Below are 21,871 nucleotides of genomic sequence, written 5' to 3'. Positions count from 1 at the left end.
GGGTCTCAGAGGGCGCCATTATCCATCTTCCAAGTCGCATAAAAAAGTTTGAAACCATCTATAAAATAGATGGATAACGAGGAGTCGCGACATGCAATGGACACTGGATCAGCTACGTCATTTCGTTGCTGCTGCGGAATCGGGATCGTTCTCGGCGGCGGCGCGACGCCTGGGCCGGGCGCAGTCGGCGATCAGTACCTCGGTAGGCTTGCTGGAAGCGGACCTGGGCGTGGAGTTGTTCGACCGGTCGCGGCGCAACGCAACCCTGACGGCCGCCGGCGAGGTCATGTTGCAGGAGGCGCGGGAACTGCTGCGCCAGGCAGGCGCGCTGGAGCAGCGCGCCTTGTCGTTTGCCGCCGGGCGCGAAGCGCGCCTGGGCGTCGCGCTGGACGAAGGGCTGCCTTATCTGGTGGCCGACCAGTTGCTGAAGGAACTGGCCGAACGCTATCCGGCGCTGGAGCTGACCCAGCTCAACGGCACCGCGACGGAGGTCGCCGATTACGTGGAACAGGGCCGCGCCAGCCTGGCCTTCCAGTTCGATCGCGGCGATCCGGGCAGCGCCTTCGCCCATCGCCATCTGGGCAATGTGGCGCAGGGCATCTTCGTGGCGCAGGGCCATCCGCTGGCCGCGCTGCCCGAGGTTGGGCGCAATGACCTGGCGCGTCACCGGCAGTTGCTCATGCAGATGGACGGCGTCGACCAGGTGGTGCTGAGCCCATCGGTCTGGCGGGCCGACAGCAGCTACAACATCGCTGCCATGGCCGCCAATGGCGTGGGCTGGGCCATCCTGCCGCTGAACATCGGCGAATACCAGGGTTTCAGCAACGAGCTCGTCAGCGTGCGCTGCGCGGACCTGTTCCTGCCCATGTTGTCCGTGCGTACGCTGTGGCTGAGGGGCGGCAGCCTGAGCGAGACGGAACTCTGGCTGCAGCAGCGCATGGGCCAGCTGCTGGCGGGGACGCAGGCGCAGCCGTAGCGCTGGGGCCGGCTTCAGCTGAGCAGGGCGCTGACCAGGTCGCCGCCGCTGCGGCCGCCGTTCTTGAAATCCAGCGCCGTCTGCACATGCTCCAGATGCGCGTCCATCAGCGCGCAGGCACGGTCGGCATCGCCCGCGCGGGCGGCCTCGATGAAGGCGTGATGCTCCTGTGACGAGCAGCTGGCATCGTGCGAGCTTTGATACAGCACGGTGATGACGGCGCTGCGGGCCGAGAGTTCGCGCAACATCCCCGTCAGCACGGAATTTCCTACGGTCTCGGCCAGCAGAATGTGGAAGTGTCCGAGCAGCCGGTTGCGTTCCTGCACGTCGCCGCCTTCCAGCGCGCGGCGCTCCGCGGCCAGATGGGCGTCGATGCGGCGGTAGTCCGCCGCCGTTGCCCGCGCCACGAATTCGCGTGCGAGCGCTGCTTCCAGGATGCGCCGTACCGCATAGACCTCGCGCGCCTCGTTCGCGTCCGGCTTGCTCACGAACGCGCCCTTGTCCGGCACGATGTTGATCAGCTTGTCCTTGGACAGCATCAGCAGCGCGGCGCGGATCTTGGTCCGGCTGACCTGATACACCCCCGCCAGCGCCTCTTCGCGCAGCCGCGTGCCGGGCGGCAGCTTGTGCGCGACGATGGCCGCCGAGATTTCCTTGGCGATATCGTCGGCGCTGGGGTCGGGGCGGACTTCCTGGGACATGTTGGGGCAGGCGAGGGACAGGGCTGGTCAGTCTAGCAAATGGGCAGGCCCGGCGGGGAGCGGGCCTGCCCATGGCCGGGCGGACCCGCGCTAGCGCGCCGCCGCCAGCGCGCCCATTGCCTGCCGCATGAACGACAGGGTGGCGTCATCAGTCCAGGTGCCGGCGGTGAGCTCGGGCTCGGTCATCAGCGCGTGGCGGAATTTCGCCTGGGTGGCGGGGTCGTTGCCGGCATAGCTGCGGAACAGGTCCAGCCAGCGCCGGGCCAACGCCAGGGCCGTGGGCGAGTCCGGCGCCACGCCCGCGTCGAGCGCGTCGCGCACCTCGGCCATCAGTTCGGGCCATTCGCCAATGCGATCGCCGTAATGCTCGCGCATGTAGCGCGCCTCGTCCGGCGTGAGGTACTTCTCGTAGATCCGCAGCTTGCTTTCCGAGAAGGCTTGCAGCACGTAATCGCGCAAGGCCGGAGAGATGCCCATGAGCGCCTGCATCGAGGGCTCGCGTTCGTGCATCCGGTTCAGCTTGACCAGCAGGCGCGGATCGCGACTGGTGTCGCGCAGCAGCAGGGTCATCCAGCGCAAGGCCAGTTCGCGCGGCTGCGCCGCTTCGGGCGCGACGCCGGCATCCATCTGCGCCTGCACCTCCTTGACCAGCGCGAGCCAGTCGGCGTCGCCATTCTGGCTGCTGCGGTACATGGGCAGGCGGGCCAGTTCATCGGGGGAAAAGTATTTGTCGTACATGGTCATGAGTTCCAGAGTGGTGAGCCAATCGGCCAGCTCTGGCTCCTTGCCTTGCGCCAACTGGCCCTGCAGCTGGGCGAGACGCTCGCGCAGCCGGGAGGCTTGCTGGATCTGGCGGTCGAGCATCGCGATCTGCTTCGCGATGATTTCGTCCAGGGGAGTGTCGGGCTGGTCCAGATAAGCGCCGATCTCGGCCAACGGCAATCCGAAGCGGCGCAGCGCCTGGATCTGATGCAGCCGCGCGATGTCGTCGCGGCCATACAGCCGATAGCCGTTGTCGGCGCGCGCCGAAGGCGTGAGCAGCCCGATCGCGTGATAGTGGTGCAGCGTGCGGACAGTCAGCCCGCTTCGCCTGGCCAGTTCTCCTACTTTCAGTTGCACGGCATTCCTCCTGTTGATGGCGCGGAACGAACTCTGGGACCTGACGTTGCGTGAGGGTCAAGCGTTACCGCGGGCGGCAGCTAGTCTGACACGTCGGGCGATGGGATCCAGCGATTTTGAGCGGCGGCCTTGGCCGTTGCTGGAATAATGGGCGTCCCCCGAAGAGGAAACGAACAATGAATATCCGTGAGCTGGATGCTTCCGAGTTGTCGAGTCTGCTGGATTTGTATCGGCATCTGCATCCAGCGGATGATCCCCTGCCGGGCGCGCAAACGGTCGCAGCGGTCTGGCAGGAACTGATGGAAAGCACTCGGCACAGGGTTTTTGGCGCGTATGCCGACGGCAAGCTCGCTTCAAGCTGCACGCTTACCGTCATTCCCAATCTGACGCGTGGTTGTCGGCCCTATGGCGTGATCGAGAACGTGGTGACGGATGCCGCTTACCGGCGTCAGGGCCTTGCCAAGGCGGTGCTCGACGAGGCGCTGGCGTTCGCCTGGGGCGGGAATTGCTACAAGGTCATGTTGATGACCGGTAGAAAGGACGAAGCGACCCTTCGATTCTACGAGTCCGCGGGTTTTGACAGGCATGGCAAGCAGGCATTCATCGCGAGGCCGCCGGTATCCGGCGACCTCGGTTGAGCCGAACGGCCGGGTTCAGGCCTGTTGCCGCGACTTGGCAGACCCGGCCAGCAGCGCGACCGCTGCGATCGCCAGGGGAATGAACGAAACCCACAGCACCGTCGCCCAGTCATAGGCCGCCAGCAGGCCGCCCGATGCGAAGGAGCCGACCGCCATGGTGCCGAAGATGATGAAGTCATTGAGCGACTGCACCCGGGTCTTTTCTTCCGGCCGGTGGCATTCCAGAACCAGGGCCGACGCGCCCACGAATCCGAAGTTCCAGCCCAGGCCCAGCAGGATCAAGGTCACCCAGAAGTGGGCCACGTCGATCCCGGTGAGGCCGATGGCCGCGGACAGGCCGGTGAGCGCCAGGCCCGCCGTGACGATGCGTCCGGCGCCGAAACGCGTGATGAGGCGTCCCGTGAAGAAGCTGGGGCCGTACATGGCGATGACGTGCCATTGCAGGCCGAGGTTGGCGCTTTCCTGGGAATGGCCGCAAAGATGCATGGCCAGCGGCGCGGCGGTCATCAGGAAATTCATCAGCATGTAGGAGACGGCGCCGCAGACCACCGCCGTGATGAAGCGCGGCTGGCGCGCGATCACGCCCAGCGGCCGTCCGCCCGCAACTTCGGCCGCACTGGGCATGGGCAGGTGCACGCCCAGCAGGACCAGGGCCGAGACCGCTGCTACCGCCGCCTGCATGAGATAGGTCGCCGCGAACATGTGGACGGGCCACAGGTACATCGTGTACGTGACCAACTGCGGGCCGACCACGCCGGCCAGCACGCCGCCGCCCATCACGAAGGACAGGGCGCGGGCGCGCCTGGCGGGAGACACGCCGTCGGCCGCCGCGAAGCGGAACGACAGCACGACGGCGGCGTACGCGCCGCCGAAGAACGTGCCCAGGCAGAACAGCCAGAAAGAACTCAGCACGATGGCGGCGGCGGCCAGCAGGCCCACCAGCACGCCGCAGGCGGTGCCGGCAAGAAATGCCGCGCGGCGGCCATGGCGCCTGGCGATGGCGCCAGCAGGAAGGATGCAGGCGGCCATGCCGACCACAAAGATGGAAATGGGCAGGGTCGCCAGCGCCTTGTCCGGCGCCAGCATGTCGCCGACGATGGCGCCGGTGGCGTAGACCACGACGGCGTTGGCGCCTGCCAGCGCCTGGGCGATTGTCAGCCGGGCGATGTTGCCGCGCTGCGCCTGCGGCGTGAGTTCAGCGCCGGGTGCGGCCGATGGCGCCGGGGTTGATGCGGACAAGTGGGTCTCCTCGAGAGTCGTGCTTTTAGTTGATATGGGTGTTGATTTGCCGAGCGCGTTGCGGTTCTCGCGCGGCGTCCATGGTCAGGACCACGCGGAACTTCGCATCGCCGGACTTCAGCCGCAGCAAGGCATCAGCTGCGCGCTCCAGGGGTAGAGTCTCGACCATGGGCAGCGCCTCTGCAAGTACGCTGAAATTCAGCGCTTTTTCAGTTTCCCAAGGCGTGCCGGTCATGGACCCGGCAACGGTGCGCTCGCCGCCCACCAGAAAGCCGGGCGGCACCGCCAGCGGGTCGCGGCCCACGCCCAGCAACATCGTGCGGCCTTGCGGAGCCAGTCCGCGCATGGGCCCGGACACGGCCTGCGTGTCGGTGATGGTGGCGATCAGCGCTTGTGCGCCGCCCATGTCGAGGAGCCGTTGCGCGGCGTCTTCCTCGTTGCTGTCGATGTAGACATGGGCGCCCAGGCGCAAGGCGTCAGCGGCGATGTCCAGGCCCCGGCCGATTGCCGCCACTTTCAAGCCCATGCGGCGGGCGTATTGCAACGCCATGTGGCCCAGGCCGCCTATGCCCAGCACGGCAACGAGATCGCCGGCCTGCGCTCCGGATTTCCGGAGCGCGTTGAAGGTGGCGATGCCGGCGCAAAGTATCGGGGCGGCTTGCATGGCGTCGAGCTCGCCGGGTATGGCAACCAGTCCGGTCGCCCGGGCCAGCATCATCTCGGCATAACCGCCATCCCGGGTAACGCCGACTACCGGTTGATTCGCGCACAGATTGAAGAGGCCCTGGCGGCATTGCGTGCAGGCGCCGCAATGACCGCCCAGGCGCCCCACGCCGACGCGTTGGCCGATCTTCCAGCGGGCGTCGACGCCCGCGCCGAGCGCCGAAATGCGGCCGACGGCTTCATGCCCGGGGACGCGCGGCCGTTGCAGCGCCGGATTGTCGATATCGGCCGCGTCGGCGCCACAGACGCCGCAAGCTTCGACGCGCAGCAGTACTTCTCCGGGGCCGGGTTCGGGCGTGGACAATTCAACGAATTCGAGCCGGCCGGGCGCGGTGGTCCGAATGGCGCGATAGGTGGAAGGCAGGCGTGTCATTGGGCGAGGGCTCCAGGCGGGACCGCATTGGGGGAGGGTGCAGCGCAGTTCAGCAGCCACTTCACGCCCGCGTCCGCGGCATCGATGGCGCCAGCCAGATAGCCGGGGAATGCGGCGGACCATTCGCTGGCTATCCCGGCCAAGCGACCCGCCCATACGCCAGTCTCGGCTGCAACGGCGGGTGCTGCCGGGTGTGCGCCGCCATCCCTGCAGTCCGCAGCCGTCGAGGTGTCGGGGTCTTGCGCCCAGTCCTTGTAGAACTCCCGCTCGGGCTTGAGCGCCAGGGGGCCGAACAACCGGGCGAGCTGCGCGCGGCTGAGGGTCATCAACACGTCCTGGCCTGCCGACCGGCGCGCCGCCGCGGGCATGCCTACGAATCCGAACAGGGCAGGACCTTGCGGGGTGCTGGCGTCGTGGACCTCGGCCAGAGGTCCCCGGCTGCTGCGGGCTGCGCCAGACATGTCTTGCTCGCGCCAGAATGCCGAACCGTAGACGGCGAGGTACTTGGCATGGGGAGCCATCCAGGTCGGCGTGCCGCGCCATTGCGTTGCCAGCGCGCTCGGCAGCGGAGGGTCGAAAGCGATACGGGATTGCGCCAGGCGCGGAGGGACGGCCAGCAGCACCTGCGAGGCCTGAAAGACGCTGGCTCGTCCCTCGCCGTCCCGCGCATGCACCTCGATGGCGCGGCCTGTGGCATGCAGCCGGGTCACGGTCCGGCCCAGCTTGATGCATGCCGGATCCAGGCGTGCGAGCAGGGTATCGATCAGGCCGCTCATGCCAGTGGTTAGCCGGAAGGACTCCGGATGGCTGGGGTAGCTGTGCATACGTACCGGCGTTCCTGAACGCTCGACCATCATGAAACCCGCTTCGTGTTGCGGGATGATAGACAAGCCGAACTCGCGGACGATGGCGCCAAGCCTGGGCTGGATCGCTGGCCAGAACCACGTGGGGCCCAGATCGTAGGAGCCGGCGCCCAGGATGCGGCCGCCCAGCCTGTCGCGTGCTTCCAGCAGCATATGGCTGCCGGCGCCATGCCGCTGCAGCAGCAGGGAGGCGTACAGGCCCGCGAGTCCCCCTCCGATGATGACGGTGTCCACTGACGTCGTCATGGCTGGCTCCCGCCGTTCGGGTCCGGCAGATGGTTGGTCTTCAGATAGACGGTAGCGCCTTCGGCGCCGGCGTCGAGGGCGGCTTGCGCGCCACGGGCAAGGCGCAGCCAGCTGCCTTGCGGATAAGAAGCTTGTCCGTCGGCAATCGATCCGGCCAGAACCAGTATTTCCGCATCCACGGCTGCGATCCGCGGCAACGGTGCGCGGGCGGGCAGGCGCCAGAGGCAGGTCTGCTCATAGGACGCGGAGTAAAGCGGGCAGATTTCGCCGCGGCGCTCGCGTGTCCAAGCGGCGGGATCGCGCGTGTCGATGCGTACGACGGATTGTTCACCCGCAGGCATCTGCCGCAATTTGACGAGGATGGTGGCGCCGTTCCTGCTGGAAGGGGCATGGGCGGAGCCCGGCGGATTGCGCAGATACCAGCCTGCCGGATAGTGGCCGCTGGCGTCGGAGAAGGTGCCGGACAACACCAGTATTTCTTCGCCGCCGGGATGCGCGTGCGGCGGAAAGCGGCTGTCCGGCGCATAGCGCACGATGCTGGTGGCGCGGGCCTGTTCGCCGCCCACGCGGTCCAGCATCATGCGTTCCACGCCGTGCTGCGGCGACGGCACCCATTGGTATTGCTCCGGCGTCACGATGGCGTTGCGTGAGAAATCGGCGTTGATAAGCATGATATTGGTAGAAAAGCTATTCCAAGGTGATGTCCGGCCCTTGGCCGCCATATGCTGAAATTGGCTACTGAAAGGGCGTATTCTTCGCCAATCGGCAGCCGCGGACAAACCAGATAAACTACCTTTGATTGAAAGAAAAACTTTATCGCCATGAAGTCTCTTGCGCATCTCAACGCGCTGCGCGCCTTCGAGGCCAGTGCGCGCCATCAAAGCTTTTCGGCAGCTGCGGCCGAGCTGCACGTGACTCCTGCTGCGGTGGGCCAGCTCGTGCGCGCGCTGGAGCAATGGCTGGGCGCGCCGCTGTTCCATCGCGGCGCCAGCGGCAAGGCGCGGCTGGTCCCGACGGCGGCGGCTGAACGCGCGTTGCCGGAGATACAGGCGGGGCTCGGCAAGCTGGCGCTGGGCCTGGAGCGCTTGAAGGAAGGTTCCTTGAGCGGCATGCTCACCGTGGCCGTGAGTCCGGCTTTCGCCGCCAAGTGGCTGTTGCCTCGGATCGAGCGCTTCCAGCATGCCTGGCCCGATACCGACGTGCGCCTGGACACCAACCTCAAGCCCGTGGATTTCGCGGCCCAGCAGATCGATATCGGCGTGCGCTATGGCGCTGGCGTCTGGCCCGGCCTGGCGGCGGAAAAGCTGATGGACGAAGAGGTCTACCCGGTCTGTTCCCCGGAACTGCTGCGACGGCGCAAGGCGGCGAAGCGTCCGGCCGAGCTGGCGGGCGAGACCTTGATCCATGATCTTTCGATGGACGCGCAGACGGGATTTCCGACCTGGGCCATGTGGCTGGAGAAAGTCGGCGTACAAGGCGTATCCACCGCCCGCGGCATGAAGATCAACAATTCCGCCGCGGTGCTGCAGGCGGCTATCGATGGCCATGGCGTGGCGCTGGCCCGCAGCGTGATGGCGCATGATGATCTGGTTGCCGGCCGCCTGGTGCGCCTGTTTCCGCAGTTGGCGGTTCCCTCCGCGTTGGCCTACTACGTTGTTTATCGGCCCCAGGCGCGCGAGTTGCCCCGATTGGCCGCCTTCCGCGACTGGCTGTTCGACGAGGCCGCTGCCTGTCGGTAGCCGGGTTCGGAGCCCGGCGGACCTTGCGCGACGCCCGCCGCGCTTACCTTGCGGCGCGGGCGAATCTCTGCACCATGAATTCCACGAAGGTCGTGAGCTTGGGCAGCGCCTTGCGGTCTTTGGGATACAGCAGCGTGATCGGCCGGGCCACGGGCCAGGCGGACTCAAGGATCGGGACCAGTCGGCCCGCGCGTACGTCTTCGGCCAGCAACAGCTCGGGCTGCAGCACGATGCCGAATCCGGCCAGTGCCGCCTGCCTGAGCGCCTGGCCGTTGTTCGACACGAAGCGGCCGGCAGGGTAGGCCGCGCCGCCATTCTCCGCGTTCAGGCGCCAACCGGTGCGGCGGTTCCAGTAGGAAAAATCCAGGCATTGATGGCGCGCCAGGTCGCTTGCCGTTTCAGGCGTGCCGTGGCGTTGCAGATAGGCCGGCGCCGCGCAGATGATCATCTGATAGCGCCCGATCTTGCGCGCGACCAGGCTGGAATCGGCGGGTTCGCCGATGCGCACCGCCAGGTCGTAGCGCGAGGCCACCACGTCTTCGACGGCGTCGCTCAGGGCCAGGTCCACGCTGACGTCGGGATACTCGGACAGGTAGTCGGCGATGGCGGGGGCCAGCGCGAACGATCCGAAGGTCACGGTGGAGGTGATGCGCAAATGGCCGCGCGGCGCGGCGCGCATGGCTTCGGCGCCTTGTTCGGCATCGCGGATGTCCGACAGGATCACCTTGCAGCGGGCGAAATAGGCCTGGCCCGCTTCCGTCAGGCTTTGGCGACGCGTGGTGCGGTTCATGAGCCTCAGGCCCAGCCGCGCCTCCAGGCCCTTGATGTGCTTGGCCGCCATGGCGGGCGACATCTCGTGGCGGGCCGCCGCCGCGGTCAGGCTGCCCAGCTCGACGACCGCCACAAAGACTTCCATGCTGAGCAGGCGGTCCATGGATTACGCACCCTGAGTGTGAAGTGAACCCACCATTTTAGGATTTTTCCGGGACGCGCCCTTGGCCAGAATGGGCACAAGCGCTGGCGATATCGCGGGCGCACCCCACAACATACGAATCGGAGTTTCCATGAAAATCATCCTGATCGGCGCCACCGGCACCATCGGCCGCGCGGTCGCCCAAGAACTGGGCCAGCGCCACGACGTCATTGCAGTGGGCAAGACGCGCGGCGAGCATCAGGTCGACGTGACCCAGAGCGGCAGCATCCGCGCCTTGTTCGAGCGCGTGGGCAAGGTGGATGCCATCGTCTCCACCACGGGCAGCTTGCATTTTGGCCCTCTGGCCGAAATGACAGCGGAGCAGTTCAAGATCGGTCTGCACGACAAGCTGCTGGGACAGGTGGATCTGGCGCTGATCGGCCAGCATTACGTCAACGAAGGCGGTTCCATCACGCTCACCAGCGGCATCCTGACCGATGAACCGATCCGCTACGGCGCCAATGCGTCCGCGGTGAATGCCGCCATCGACGGTTTCGTGCGCGGCGCCGCCGTGGAGCTGCGGGGCGTGCGCATCAACTCGGTCAGCCCCACGGTCCTGACGGAATCGCTGGATGCCTACGGCCCGTACTTCCAGGGTTTTGAATCCGCACCGGCCAGCCGGGTTGCGTTGGCCTATAGCCGAAGCGTGGAAGGCGCGCAGACCGGACGCGTGTTCCGGGTGTGGTGATTTCCTGGGAGTTCCGGGTGCGGCAGCTGAGCGCCGCAGACATGGGACTCTGCCAAAGGAAAGCCCGCAGCGGACGGACCGCTGCGGGCTTGGTCATGCCAGGGGCCGGCTACCCGGCCCAGCTCATAAGGCTTACCAGAGCACCTTCAACCCGACAGAGCCCTGTGCGCCGGTCTTGACGCGGCTGTCGCCGCTGTTGGCCCACAGCTTGCCAATGTCGCCGTAGAGGCTGGTGTTCTTGGTCAGCTGCAGCATGGCGCCCACCGCGAACTCGGTCGACGTGTAGCCGCCCTTGGCGCGGATGTCGGTGGTGCCGGCCGGGGCGCTGAAGCTTGCCACGTCGGTGGTATTGCTGGCCTTGTACAGATTGACGCGGGCAAAGGGCTGCAGCACGGTGCCGCCGATGCTGTAGCTGCCCTTGACGCGGGCGCCCAGACGCAGGGTCCAGTCATCGTCCGCATCGTTCTTCACCTTGGCCAGGCTCAGCGTGGTGCCGTCCAGATTGAGCTTGCGGTAGATGATTTGCGCCTGCGGCTCCAACTGCCAGCTGCTGCCCAGGTCGAAGGGCTTGCCCACTTCCAGCGAGGCCAGCCAGCCGTGGCCCTTGGTGGTGGCGCCGGCGCCGGTGTCGGCCGTGCGCAGGCTGCTGCGGTAGTCGGCGCCCTGGATCACGGCGTCGGCGTACAGGCCGGAGTCGTGCTGCCAGGTGCCATACAGGCCCACGTAGCGACCACGCAGGTTGTTGTAGCCCGCGTACTTGCGCTCCATGCCGCTGGAGAAGCCGCGCACGCCCATGTCACCGTCCAGCTGGCCCACGTACAGGCCGGCCTTGAGGTTGCGGTCGGCGTACACGTCCACGCCGGCCTGGAAGCCGGTCAGGTGGCCGCTGCTCTCGGGGTTGACCGTGCCTTGCTGCGTGATGGTCGGAGCCGTGCGCAGCACACGGGCCCAGGCGCGGTGGTTCGGGTCCTGGTCGATGGCGCCTTGAGCGACGTCGTCGCCCATGCGCTTGCGCATGTCGCCGAGCATTGCCATATCCGCCTGGCGCAGTTGCGCGGGCAGCGAGGACAGCAGCGGCACTTCTTCACGGTAGGCGGGAGCGGGGGTGACAGGATCGGTGCCTGGGCCCGGGTTGACCTGCGTGTTGGTCGAGTGCAGCGCGGCGCCCTGTGCCGTCTGGGTCAGACGGTACTCGTAGGCGCCGGCATCGACATGGCCGCCCGCCAGCGTGAAGCTGCCGGGTTGCAGGCTGGCGCCGTTCTCGGTGGAGATGACCTGGATGCCCTGGCTGCCCGTCTGGGCGCCCAGGCCGCCGGCATTGGCGATCTGCACGCTGGTGCTGCCGCTGGCGATGGCGCTGGGGCCGCTCAACAACAGCTTGTCGGTGGCGCTGCCATCCGCGCCCAGCACGGTGGAAACGCCCAGCTTGCCGTTGTTGCCGACGTAGGGGCCGGTGACCTTGAGCACGGTGCCCGGCGTGCTGCCGCCGAGATTGACCGCGCCGCTGTTGTTCAGGCTGGCCACGGTCTGGCTGTAGCCCGCCAGGTCCAGCACGGCGCCGCTGGCCACGGTGTGGGCCGAGGCGCTGCTGAATGTATTGGTGGCGCCGGCCTTGAGCGTGCCCTGAGCGACATCGGTCGCGCCGGTGTAGCTGTTGCCTGCGCTGGTCAGGGTCAGGACGCCGCTACCTTGCTTGGTAAGGAAGCCGCCGCCCGTGATGGCACCGGCCCAGGTCGCCGTGTTGGCGCCGGTGTCGATGACCGGGTCGTTGGTGCCCGTCATGTGCAGGTTGTTGACGATGGTCAGGCCGTTGGCAATCAGGTTGATGACAGTGCCGTCGTCCATGGACAGCATGCCAGTGCCCAGGCCCAGGGAATGGCCCAGGCCGATGCTGCCCTGCTTGAGCTGCACACCGCCCGAGAAGGCGCTGCCGCCGGTCAGCGTCAGCGCGCCGGCGCCGGTCTTGACCAGGCCGCCGCTGCCCACGACGATGCCCGAGTAGTAGGACGCACTGCCAGCCGCGGAATTGACGGTCAGGGTTCCCGCGCCCAGCGCCACGGTGCCGGCGCCGGTCAGGCTGCTGGCTTGGAGCACGTTGCCATTGAGGTCCAGCGTGGCGCCCGACAGCACCTGATAGCCGGTGCCTTGGACCAGCGCCGTGGTGGATCCCGCGCGCAGCGTGCCGTCCGCGACCAGCGTGCCGCCGGTATAGCTGTTGGCGCCGGTCAGGGTCTGCGTGCCCGAGCCCTGCTTGACCAGGGTACCCGTGCCGATGACCGAGCCGCTGAAGATGCCGTCGGCCGAACCACCCGCCAGCAGGGTGTTGGTTCCCATCTTGATGTTGCCGGCGCCCGCCAGGGTGCCGAACACCTGGGCGCCTTGGCCTGCCGACAGGTCGAAGGTCGCGCCGCTGGCGACGGTCACGATGCCGGTGGCGGCGAGGCTGCTGCCCGCGCCCAACGCTACCGTGCCGCTGTTGACGTAGGTGCCGCCGGTGTAGCTGTTGGTGCCGTTGAGCGTCAGCGTGCTGGCGCCGTTCTTGGTCAGGCTGCCCGTGCCCGAGATGTTGCCGTCGAGCGTCAGGTCGTGGCTGCCTTGCACGGCAAGGCCGGCGTTCAGGGCAATGTTGTTCGCCAGCGCCAGCGCCTGAGTGTTGTCCAGCGTGGCCGCGCCGCCTACCGTCAGCGTGCCGGAACCGAGCGCGGCGCCGTTGCCGATGATCAGGCCGCCCGCGTTCAGGAGGGTGCCGCCGACGTAGCTGTTGACGCCGCTGAGGGTCAGGTTGGCCGCGCCGTTCTTGATCAGGCCGCCAGCGCCGCCGACGGTGGCGTTCAGGTCCATGGCGTTGGAACCGGCGATCGTCAGCGCGCCGTTCAGCGCGACCTTGTTGCGCACGGTGACTGCCGTGTTGCTGTCCAGCGTGGTGCCGTTGGCAGCGGTCAGCAGGCCATTGCCCAAAGCCTTGTCGTTGCCCAGCACCAGCGTGCCGCCGTTGAGCGCCGTGCCGCCGGTGTAGCCGTTGGACGCGTTGAGTACCAGGGTGCCGGCGTCGAGCTTGGCCAGCGTGCCGCTGCCAACGAGCGGGACGTTGATGGTCGCGGTCACGCCGGGATCGACGCGCACCGAGGCGTAGCCCTGATCGCCGTTGACCAGGTTGAGCGAACCCAGCGAGCCGCGCTCCAGCACATAGCCGTCGGTCATGAACTGCATGCCCGTCGTGCTTTGCGCGCCGGCAACGGTGACCTTCCCGGCAGCGCCCTGGAAGACCGCGAACTTGCCGGCCCAGGAGCGGTTCCCGTTGCCGTCGACGCCGGTCCAGTTGGCGTTGGCGCCGTCCCAGGTGCCGTTGCCGCCTTCGATCGCGCCGTTGCCGACGGTTTGCGAGCCGTCCCAGAACTGCACGGTGACGTTGGGTGCGGCCACCAGCAGGTTGATCTGCTTGTCGACGGCGGTCTGCAAGGTCAGGTCGGCCGCTTGCACATTGCCGGGCAGGTAACCGAAGTTCATGCCGTTGTTGGTCAGGCTGCCGCCATAATTCATGAGACGGTACACGCCGGTGCCGAAGCCGCCGGCGTCGCTGATATTGAGCGTGCCGCCCAGGGTCAGGTTGCCGGTCACGTCCACCAAGGCGGTGCCGCCGCCGAGGGCGGGGGCGCCGAGGCTGGCGTTGACGATCGAGTTGGTGCCCAGTTGCAGGCCGCCAACCGACAGGGTGTAGCCGTCCGTCAATTTCAGGGCGGCGCCACCCATGAGCGTCACGTCGCCGGCGATGCTGCCGGTTCCACCCAGGGCAGCGCCGCTGTACACCATCACATTGGTGCTGGCGAGCGAGCCGTCTACCCACAGGCTGCCGGCGCTGACGGAGGTCTGGCCGGTAAGGGTGTTGTTGCCGGAAAGAACCAGCGATCCCGTGCCGCTCTTGGTCAACCAACCCTTGCCGTCGAGCTGGCCGCCGAAGTTGCTGTTGGCCCCGTTGGCGCCGATGGTCAGGTTGTTCCCGTTCGAGACCGTTACGGTGCCGTTGCCGTTCAGGCTGGCCAGACGAGCCAGATTGGTGATGAACAGATTGGCGCCGGCTGCCACGTTCGCGGTGGCATTCTGGCCCAGCGCGTTGTTGCCCGCGGTGGTCAGGCTGCCGCCTTGCAGATCGATCATGCCGCTGAAGGTGTTGGCGCTGCCGGTAAGCGAGAGGTCGTTCGCACCGGTCTTGCGCAGCGTGCCGTTGCCGTTGAGCTGTCCATCCAGGATCAGGCTGTTGTTGCCCGCCACCGTGAGCGCGCCGTCGACATTGACGGTATTGCCCAGGCGCATCGGGCCCGCCGTATCCAGTTGCGTGTTGCCCGTGACGGTCAGCATGCCGGTGCCCAGCGCCGCGGCATTGCCCAGGCTCAAGTCGCCGGCATTGACCGTGGTGCCCCCGCTATGGCGGTTTTCGCCATTGAGGGTGAGTCGGCCGGCGCCGTTCTTGACCAGCTCGGTGGAACCATTGATCACCCCGTTCAGGGTGAAATCATTGCTGCCGTCCAGCGCAAGGGAGGCGCTCAGTTGCACGTTGTTGGCCAGGGTCACCGCGCGGCTGGCTTCCAGGGTTCCCGCGTTGCGCACGGTCAGCGTGCCCTCGCCGAGCGCTGCGTCGTGGCCCACGGCCAGGTTGCCGCCCGTCAGGTTGACGCCGCCCTGGAAAGAGTTGGCGCCGTTCAAGGTCAGCTTGCCCGTGCCGCGCTTGGTCAGGCCACCGAGGCCGTTGACCAGGCCGCCCAACGTGAGGTCCTGGTTGCCGACGAGGTTCAGGTCGCCAGCCAGGTTGATGGTGTTGCTCAGGCTCAATGCCACGCTGTTGTCCAGCTGCATGCCGGAGGCGGCGGTCAGGGTGCTGTTGCCCAGCGGATTGCTGGAGGCCAGCACCAGCTTGCCGCCGTTCAGCGCCATCGTGCCGCCGAAGGAGTTGTTGCCGCCCAGGGTCAGGGTGCCGCTGCCGTTCTTGTTCAGGCCGCCGCTGTTGCCGGCGATGTCGCCGTTCAGGGTCAAGTCATTGCTGCCACCCAGGTTCAACTGGCCTTGGGCGAAGATCTGGTTGGTCAGCGTGAGCGCCTGGTTGTTGTCCAGCGTGGTGCCGCTGTACGCGGCCAGCGGCCCCTGCCCCAACGCGGCATCGTTGCCGAGTACCAGGGTGCCGCCCTCCAGCAGGGTGGCGGCGTGGCTGTTGGCGCCGTTCAGCACCAGCGTGCCGAGGTCCAGCTTGCGCAGGGTGTTCAGCCCGCTAATAGGAACATTGATGGTCGCGGTAACGTTGGGATCAACCCTTACGGCGAACTGGCCCCTGGTTCCGTTGTTGGCCCGCAGCTCCGCGTTGTTGCCAGCGACGAGGTGGTAGCCATCGATCATGAACTGCATGCCGCCGATTTCGTGCGCGCCTTCCACCGTGACAGTGCCGGGGTCGCCCATGAACACAGCGAACTTGTTGAGCCAGCTTTGGTTAATCGTGCCGTCGGCACTGGTCCAATTGCTGTTGGCGGCATTCCACGTGCCGTTGCCACCGTCGATCGAGCCGTCAGCGACCAAGCGCGAGCCGTCCCAGGCCTGCACCGGCAAATTCGATTGGACCAAAAGGTTGACCTGATTGGCGGTGGAAGTCTGTACGGTCATTCCGCCGATACCGCCCACTCTGCTCGTGTCGACGCCGATGCCGTTGATGGTAAGACCGCCACCGTAATTGAACAAGCGATACACACCGTCGCCGAGGTTGCCAGCATCGGAAATATTCAACTTTCCGGCCAGCGTCAGGTTGCCCATGACATTGAAGAGCGGGGTGTTTCCGGTAGACGAGGAACCCAGCGCCACATCGACGTTTGAGTTCTGGGCCAGGACCAGTGCGCTGGCGGTCAGCGTACTGCCACTGGTTCCGGCCAGATGGCCAAAGCTGTCGATGTTCAGCTGGCTATTGATGAAGCCGCCGCCGCTCACGGTGCCTCCGGTCCGGACGATGACAGCGGGGCTGCTCAGGGTGCCGCTGACCTTCAGGGTGCCGGCCGTGACGGTGACGTTGTTGTTCAGGGCGCTTGTGCCCGTGAGTTCCAGCGTGCCTGCGCCCGTCTTTTCCAGCGAACCCAGGCCGCTCAGCATGCCGGCATATGCGCTGCTGGCGTTGGTGCCGCCCACCTGCAACACGGTGGACCAGCTGATGTTGGTAGTGCCGCTGCCGCTCAGGGCGCCAATCCGGACGACGGGATCATTGAGGCTCAGCGTGGTGCCCGCGGCCAGCTTCACGCTGGCAGGAGCGCCCAGGCCATTACCGCCGGCTGTCGTGACGTAACCTTGATCGATTTCGAGGTTGCCGGCAAATGATGGGTTGTTGCCAAACAGGAACAATTCGTCCGCGCCAGTCTTGATCAGCTTGCCGCTGCCGCTCAGCTGGCCCGCCAAGGTCAGCTGCTCCTGGAGCTCCATGGTCAGGTTGCCGTTGACGCGGACGGCGTTCTGCAGGCTCGTGGGCTGGGTGTTCTTCAGCGTGGCCGTGCCATTGGCGACCAGCGCGCCGCTCCCGAGGGCTTCATTGTTGCTGAACTCCAAGGTACCGCCACTGAGGGCGATGCCGCCAGTGTGGGCGGTATTGATGGCGTTGAGGCTGAGCGTACCGTTGCCAGTCTTGACCAATTGGCCGGGGCCCGAGATCAGCGAATTCAAGGTCAGGTCATTGTCGCCGGCAACCGTCAGATTCGCATTGAGGGCGATGGCGTTGCCTAGCGTTACCGTGTTGCTTGCCGTCAGGGTGGAAGCGCCGCCCACGGTCAAGTTGCCGAGACCCAAAGCCTGATCGTTGCCCACCGTCAGCGTGCCGGCGTTCAGCGTGGTACCCGACAGATAGGTGTTGGCCCCGTTCAAGGTCAGGTTGGCGGCGCCGTTCTTGATCAGCGAGCCTGGGCCGTAAACGACGCCGTTCAGCGTCAGGTCGGCGCTTCCGCCTATCTCCACGCTGCCAAACAGATTCACGTTGTTGTCGAGGGCCACCTTGTTATTGGCGTCGAGCACCGTGTTGTAGAGCGCCGTCAGGGCGCCGCTGCCCAGCGCGGTATTGCTGCCGACCTCCAGACGGCCGGCCTCGATTATCGTGCCGCCGGTATACGTGTTGTTGCCGTTGAGTACCAGCGTGCCGCTGTCTTGCTTGTGCAGGGTGCCGCTGCCGCCTATGGCGACGCCCAAGGTTGCGGTCACGTTGGAATTGACCCGAATCACGGCAACGCCGCTGGCATTCAGCTGACCATTGGCTCCGCCCACGAGCTTGTAGCCGTCGCTTTTGAACTCCAGGCCCGTGATGCTGTGCTGGCCGCCAACCGCCACCGTGCCGGCGGTGCCCGAGAACACCGCGTTGCTGTCGTTCCAGGATTGATTCGACGAACCGTCGGCGGACGTCCAGTTGGTGTTGGTGTAGTCCCAGATGCCGGCGGCGCCATCCACCGAGCCGTTCGCCACGGAGTGGCCGCCGTCCCAATACAGTTGCGGGTTGACGGGAACCGCATGCGCGCCCGTGGCAACCAGCGCAATGCCCAGCGCGCCCGCCAACTGTGCGCCGCCGCGGCGCAGGCGCCGGGCAGGGCTGCTGCTTTTTGCCGGCCCGCGGGCGATTTCACTGACGGCTTGCCACACGCCGGCGGTGGCGTTGAAGACTACTCGATAGACGTGATTCATTGATCTCTTCTATGCCGGCGCCGATGCCAGGCCGGCAAAATTGGATGTTGTATTGATTTAAATGAAACGAAATGCGTCTTGGTGGTAGGTCGCTCAGCGAGCCGATAGCATGAACGGGCGAGGCAACCGTTACAAAATTCGAAATGTTTTGCGGAAAATTAACATTTATTTACGCCGCGTAATGTACGGCAAAAATGCGAATTTCCGCACTGTCAACATGGAAAAATTTGAATTCCGTTCACATTTGCTGCGTTGACGCCACGCCGAGCGGTGATGGCCGAGCGCCGCATTCCTGCGTACACTCCCGGCCATGCTACGAATCGACAATCTCGGCAAGCGCTACGGCGACCATCTCGTCTTCCAGGGGCTGACCCATACGTTCACGCCCGGATGCGTGGCGTTGTGCGAAGAAGACAGCACCGGTAAGTCCACGCTGCTGGGCATCATTGCGGGCGTGATCGCGCCGGATGCGGGAGAGGTCTGGATCGACGGACATGCGCTGACCCAGGCGCCGGCGCAAGCCCGGTCCCGCCTGGCCTATGTGCCCGACAACTGCATGGCATTGCCCGCGCAGACGGGGCGCGGCTTGTTGGAACAGGTGGCGGCAGAGAAGAATGTGCCGCTGGCCGACAGCGTGCTGGACCTGGCGTTCCGGCTGGGACTGCAGCCGCATCTGGACAAGCGCTTCGAGCAGATGTCCACGGGCACGCGGCGCAAGGTCTACCTGACGGCCGCCGCCCTGGGCGACCCGGCCGTCATCATTGCGGATGGGGCCAGCAACGGCCTGGATGCGCAGGCGCGCGGCGTGCTGGCAGAACAGTTCAAGACCTGGGCGCAGGATCGGGTGGTGCTGTTCGCCAGCCACGATCCTGAACTGGTAGAAGCCTGCGGCGCCAGATCAATCGAGGTTGCGGCGCTGCGCTGAAGGCGGCGCCGCCATTATTACTTCGCCATCAAGCCTAGGTACTCGATCAAGCCTTTTTCCTTGACGTAGGTGGCCTGCGCCCATTCCTTGTAGTCCTGGCTGTTGCGGTAGGCGGGCTCCTGGTTCAGCTGCTTCATGACGTCCATGCTGGCGGGGTCGAACAGCGCCTTCTTGAAGGCGTCGTGCAGCGTCTTCACCACCGCGGGATCCATGCCTTTGGGGCCGGCCAGGCCATAGGGCGAGGTGGACACGACCTTGTAGCCCAGTTCCTGGGCGGTGGGCACGTCGGGCCAGCGCGTGGTGCGCTTTTCGCCGAAGGTGACCAGCAGGCGCATCTTGCCGGAATCCACGAACTGATCCCAGCCGGTGGCGTCGCTTTGCGCCATGACGTGACCGCCCAGCAGGGCCTGTTGCATGTCGGCGTTGCCCTTGAACGGCACGTGGTTCAGTTTCACCTTGGCGTTGATGGCGACTTCCTCGATCAGCAGGTGCGGCGATGAGCCGATGCCGGTGGAGCCATAGTCGATGGTGCCGGGCGCCTTGCGCGCCGCCTCGATGTATTCGTTGAAGGTCTTGTACGGCGAGTCGGAGCGGACGGTGAAGCCGAAGGTGTAGCCGGACAGGCCCAGGATGAAGGTGAAATCGTTGATGGGGTCCCAGCTGCTTTTCTGCATGTACGGCATGCGCAGCATGGCCAGGGTGTACAGCGTGATGGTGTAGCCATCGGGCTTGGCGGTCTTGGCCATGGTCGCCGGGCCCAGGGTGCCGCCGGCGCCGGGCCGGTTTTCGACGATAACGGGCTGGCCCAGGTACTTGGAGGCGTCCTGCGCCACGGTGCGCAGGTGGCGGTCGGTGGAGCCGCCGGCCGGGAAGGGCACGATCAGCGTGATGGGCTTGGACGGATAGGCGCCTTGCGCGCCGGCGGCGAAGGGCAATGCAATGCCGGCCATCGAGAGCAGCGCGGCGCCGAGGCAGGCGCGCCGCAGGGGCTTATGGGTCATGGGTTTGTCTCCTGGGGTGTTGTTGTGTGTGGGAGGGGGACTGCTCAGTCGCGCAGGGCGACCTTGACCGGTAAGCGGGCCAGCGCGTCGCGCAGGCTGGCCTTTAGCGCTGCGGACGCGCGGGCGTCGGCCTGGACTGCGACCTCGGATTGAGCGTCGGCCTGTACACGGAACAGCGCGCCGTCGTCGATCAGGCCGGCTTCCTGCAAGGTGCGCGCCACCACGGCCTGGGCCGATACGGCGGTGGCCAGGCGGCGCAGGTCGGGCTTGTAGATCTTGCCCACGTTGGTCATGGGCATGCTGTCCAGCACGATGACGCGCTTGGGCCGCGCCGGGCTTTCGTCCACGTGTTCGGCGGCATAGGCCAGCAGTTCGGCTTCCGGGACCTGCGCGCCTTCGGCCAGCGTGACAAAGGCGATGGGCAGTTCGCCGGCATAGGCGTCGGGGGCGCCGACGGCGGCGCAGAGCTGCACCGACGGGTGCGATGCGAGCGCGTCCTCGATAGTCTTGGGATCGATGTTGTGGCCGCTGCGGATGATCAGGTCCTTGGCGCGGCCCTGCAGATGCAGCCGGCCGTCCGGGTCCAGGTAGCCGACGTCGCCGCTGATGAGCCAGCCGTCCTCGGTGAAAGCGCGCGCCGTGTCTTCGGAATCAAGAAAGCCGGGGATGACGTTGGGCGCCTTGAACAGCACCATGCCGGGCTTGCCGGCGGGCAGGTCGCGCGCGGGCGCGCCGGCCGGCACGTCCAGGCCGACGATGCGCACCTGCACGTAGGGCAGCGGAAAGCCGACGCAGCCGACCGGAAACTCGCAGCCTGGCGGCGAGATGGTGGAGATGCCCGCCATCTCCGTCATGCCCAGGCTTTCGTTGACGTGCAGTCCGAACAGCCGTTTGAAGCGAGCGGCCAGCTCGGCGGGCAGGGGCGCGGCGCCGGTGCGGCAATAGCGCAACGACGAGATGTCGGCGCCGGCCAGCGGCACTTCGGCCAACGCGGCGAGGATGGTCGGCACGCCTTGCAGCGAGGTGGCGCGGTGGTGTTCGACCAGGCGCCAGTAGTTGCGCAGCACGTCGCGGTTGCGCAGCAGCAGGGTGGTGGGGATGACGGTTTCCACGCCCGCCGACAGGGCGGCCAGCGATGCCGGCAACACGCCCGCCACATGGAACAGCGGATAGCCGTTGATGACCACGTCGTCCGGTCCGGCGTTCTGCAATTGCACCGCGGCCCAGGCGCTGAAGACCTGGTTTGCATGGGTGTGGATGGCGAGCTTGGGCGCGCCGGTGGTACCGCCGGTATGGAAATAGGCGGCCACGTCGCCGGCGTGGATTTCCCGGTTGCTGACCAGGCGGTCGACCGGCTGCACGGCGCGCGCGGCGTTGAAGTCCAGCGCATGATCCGGTAGCGCCGGGCGGGCCGAGGGCGGCTCGTCCAACGGCGCCACGCGCAGCAGCGTGTGCAACGTGGGCACGCGTTCGCGCAGGCGCAGCGCCTTGGACCAGGAGCCGCATTCCACGTCGGACCCGTAGGCGATCAGTACCTTGGCGCGCGCCGTGGTCATGAGGGAGGCGAGCTTGTCCTCGGCCAGCAGGGGATTCAAGGGCTGGACGATGCCGGCGGCCTCGCCGCCCCAGAGCGCCAGGTGGTACTCCAGGCAGCCGGGCAGCAGGATGCCGACGGCGTCGCCCGGGCCCACGCCCAGTTCATGCAGCAGGTTGGCGGTCTGGTGGATGCCGGCCAGCAGTTCGCGGTAGCTCCAGCGCACCGGCGTGTCGCCGGGATCGGCGCTGCGCAGAAAGGTCAGCGCGGTCTTGTCGCCGAAAGCCGCGGCCGAGTTGCGGAAGATCTCGTAGGTGCTCTGCACCGTGAGCGTCTCGGTCAGCGGCCGGGCTTGCAGCCGCTGCACGTCCGCCGCGCTGCGCACGGGGAATGGGGCCGCAAAAGGCGGCGAGAGGGGCGGGGCGGCATGGACCTGGGTCATGGCGT

15 protein-coding genes are annotated in these 21,871 nt (G+C 66.6%); 5 read left to right on the top strand and 10 right to left on the bottom strand.

The features are described 5' to 3' along the window. Window positions 1-91 precede the first annotated feature (91 nt). Window positions 92-976 (top strand): LysR family transcriptional regulator, encoded by an 885-nt coding sequence (locus tag HV766_RS13475; protein ID WP_175181298.1) that lies wholly within the window; start codon window positions 92-94, stop codon window positions 974-976. 14 nt (window positions 977-990) lie between these two features. Here the strand turns inward: HV766_RS13475 and HV766_RS13470 are convergent, their stop codons facing one another. Together HV766_RS13470 and HV766_RS13465 are read right to left on the bottom strand one after the other, a co-directional pair. Further along, the gene (locus tag HV766_RS13470) at window positions 991-1,677 is read right to left on the bottom strand and encodes a GntR family transcriptional regulator (protein WP_054456386.1); all 687 of its coding nucleotides are present in this window, start codon (window positions 1,675-1,677) and stop codon (window positions 991-993) included. 90 nt (window positions 1,678-1,767) lie between these two features. Next, on the bottom strand, window positions 1,768-2,796 hold the full coding sequence (locus HV766_RS13465; protein WP_175181297.1) for a MerR family transcriptional regulator: 1,029 nt from the start codon (window positions 2,794-2,796) through the stop codon (window positions 1,768-1,770). A 176-nt stretch (window positions 2,797-2,972) separates the two neighbouring features. Here HV766_RS13465 and HV766_RS13460 point away from each other — a divergent pair, with 176 nt between their 5' ends. Then, the gene (locus tag HV766_RS13460; protein ID WP_125472167.1) at window positions 2,973-3,434 is read left to right on the top strand and encodes a GNAT family N-acetyltransferase; all 462 of its coding nucleotides are present in this window, start codon (window positions 2,973-2,975) and stop codon (window positions 3,432-3,434) included. A 15-nt stretch (window positions 3,435-3,449) separates the two neighbouring features. Here the strand turns inward: HV766_RS13460 and HV766_RS13455 are convergent, their stop codons facing one another. From HV766_RS13455 to HV766_RS13440, 4 genes are read right to left on the bottom strand one after another with little or no spacing between them, the layout of a single operon-like run. After that, window positions 3,450-4,673, bottom strand: coding sequence for an MFS transporter (locus tag HV766_RS13455; RefSeq protein WP_175161411.1), 1,224 nt, complete (start codon window positions 4,671-4,673; stop codon window positions 3,450-3,452). Between the two features lie 25 nt (window positions 4,674-4,698). Beyond that, window positions 4,699-5,760 (bottom strand): alcohol dehydrogenase catalytic domain-containing protein, encoded by a 1,062-nt coding sequence (locus tag HV766_RS13450; protein WP_175181488.1) that lies wholly within the window; start codon window positions 5,758-5,760, stop codon window positions 4,699-4,701. A 5-nt stretch (window positions 5,761-5,765) separates the two neighbouring features. Next, window positions 5,766-6,878, bottom strand: a complete 1,113-nt coding sequence (locus tag HV766_RS13445) for a flavin monoamine oxidase family protein (protein WP_175181296.1) — start codon at window positions 6,876-6,878, stop codon at window positions 5,766-5,768. Further along, entirely contained in the window at window positions 6,875-7,549 is a 675-nt protein-coding gene (locus tag HV766_RS13440; RefSeq protein WP_175181487.1) for a cupin domain-containing protein, read from the bottom strand. The genes HV766_RS13445 and HV766_RS13440 overlap by 4 nt, the downstream gene beginning before the upstream one ends. A gap of 150 nt (window positions 7,550-7,699) precedes the next feature. On the opposite strand from HV766_RS13440, the gene gcvA reads away from it, so the two are divergent. Then, window positions 7,700-8,617: a transcriptional regulator GcvA gene (gcvA, locus tag HV766_RS13435; protein WP_119451398.1), complete on the top strand. Its 918-nt coding sequence runs from the start codon at window positions 7,700-7,702 to the stop codon at window positions 8,615-8,617. Between the two features lie 43 nt (window positions 8,618-8,660). Here the strand turns inward: gcvA and HV766_RS13430 are convergent, their stop codons facing one another. Then, window positions 8,661-9,551 carry a LysR family transcriptional regulator gene (locus HV766_RS13430; protein ID WP_175181295.1) on the bottom strand — a complete coding sequence of 297 codons (891 nt, stop codon included), beginning with the start codon at window positions 9,549-9,551 and terminating at the stop codon, window positions 8,661-8,663. A 130-nt stretch (window positions 9,552-9,681) separates the two neighbouring features. Here HV766_RS13430 and HV766_RS13425 point away from each other — a divergent pair, with 130 nt between their 5' ends. Then, a complete protein-coding gene (locus HV766_RS13425; RefSeq protein WP_125472171.1) occupies window positions 9,682-10,278 on the top strand; it encodes a short chain dehydrogenase in 597 nt (198 codons plus the stop codon). Between the two features lie 132 nt (window positions 10,279-10,410). Here the strand turns inward: HV766_RS13425 and HV766_RS13420 are convergent, their stop codons facing one another. Next, window positions 10,411-17,964, bottom strand: a complete 7,554-nt coding sequence (locus tag HV766_RS13420) for an autotransporter-associated beta strand repeat-containing protein (RefSeq protein WP_175181294.1) — start codon at window positions 17,962-17,964, stop codon at window positions 10,411-10,413. A gap of 310 nt (window positions 17,965-18,274) precedes the next feature. On the opposite strand from HV766_RS13420, the gene HV766_RS13415 reads away from it, so the two are divergent. Then, window positions 18,275-18,889: an ABC transporter ATP-binding protein gene (locus tag HV766_RS13415; protein ID WP_175181293.1), complete on the top strand. Its 615-nt coding sequence runs from the start codon at window positions 18,275-18,277 to the stop codon at window positions 18,887-18,889. A 17-nt stretch (window positions 18,890-18,906) separates the two neighbouring features. Here the strand turns inward: HV766_RS13415 and HV766_RS13410 are convergent, their stop codons facing one another. Next, window positions 18,907-19,890 (bottom strand): tripartite tricarboxylate transporter substrate binding protein, encoded by a 984-nt coding sequence (locus HV766_RS13410; RefSeq protein ID WP_054456400.1) that lies wholly within the window; start codon window positions 19,888-19,890, stop codon window positions 18,907-18,909. Between the two features lie 44 nt (window positions 19,891-19,934). Then, the gene (locus HV766_RS13405) at window positions 19,935-21,866 is read right to left on the bottom strand and encodes an acyl-CoA synthetase (protein WP_175181292.1); all 1,932 of its coding nucleotides are present in this window, start codon (window positions 21,864-21,866) and stop codon (window positions 19,935-19,937) included. Window positions 21,867-21,871: the final 5 nt, after the last annotated feature.

The organism is Achromobacter aegrifaciens (genome assembly GCF_902859735.1).
GTDB lineage: Bacteria > Pseudomonadota > Gammaproteobacteria > Burkholderiales > Burkholderiaceae_B > Achromobacter > Achromobacter aegrifaciens.
Note: the sequence above shows the minus strand (reverse complement) of the source record. Positions and strands in the feature narration are given on the sequence as shown.

Bases quoted from the DNA above. Each gene is read 5' to 3' on its own strand.
- HV766_RS13475 (WP_175181298.1), top strand. From the start codon at position 92: ATGCAATGGACACTGGATCAGCTACGTCATTTCGTTGCTGCTGCGGAA.
- HV766_RS13470 (WP_054456386.1), bottom strand. From the start codon at position 1,677: ATGTCCCAGGAAGTCCGCCCCGACCCCAGCGCCGACGATATCGCCAAG.
- HV766_RS13460 (WP_125472167.1), top strand. From the start codon at position 2,973: ATGAATATCCGTGAGCTGGATGCTTCCGAGTTGTCGAGTCTGCTGGAT.
- HV766_RS13445 (WP_175181296.1), bottom strand. From the start codon at position 6,878: ATGACGACGTCAGTGGACACCGTCATCATCGGAGGGGGACTCGCGGGC.
- HV766_RS13440 (WP_175181487.1), bottom strand. From the start codon at position 7,549: ATGCTTATCAACGCCGATTTCTCACGCAACGCCATCGTGACGCCGGAG.
- gcvA (WP_119451398.1), top strand. From the start codon at position 7,700: ATGAAGTCTCTTGCGCATCTCAACGCGCTGCGCGCCTTCGAGGCCAGT.
- HV766_RS13430 (WP_175181295.1), bottom strand. From the start codon at position 9,551: ATGGACCGCCTGCTCAGCATGGAAGTCTTTGTGGCGGTCGTCGAGCTG.
- HV766_RS13425 (WP_125472171.1), top strand. From the start codon at position 9,682: ATGAAAATCATCCTGATCGGCGCCACCGGCACCATCGGCCGCGCGGTC.
- HV766_RS13420 (WP_175181294.1), bottom strand. From the start codon at position 17,964: ATGAATCACGTCTATCGAGTAGTCTTCAACGCCACCGCCGGCGTGTGG.
- HV766_RS13415 (WP_175181293.1), top strand. From the start codon at position 18,275: ATGCTACGAATCGACAATCTCGGCAAGCGCTACGGCGACCATCTCGTC.
- HV766_RS13410 (WP_054456400.1), bottom strand. From the start codon at position 19,890: ATGACCCATAAGCCCCTGCGGCGCGCCTGCCTCGGCGCCGCGCTGCTC.
- HV766_RS13405 (WP_175181292.1), bottom strand. From the start codon at position 21,866: ATGACCCAGGTCCATGCCGCCCCGCCCCTCTCGCCGCCTTTTGCGGCC.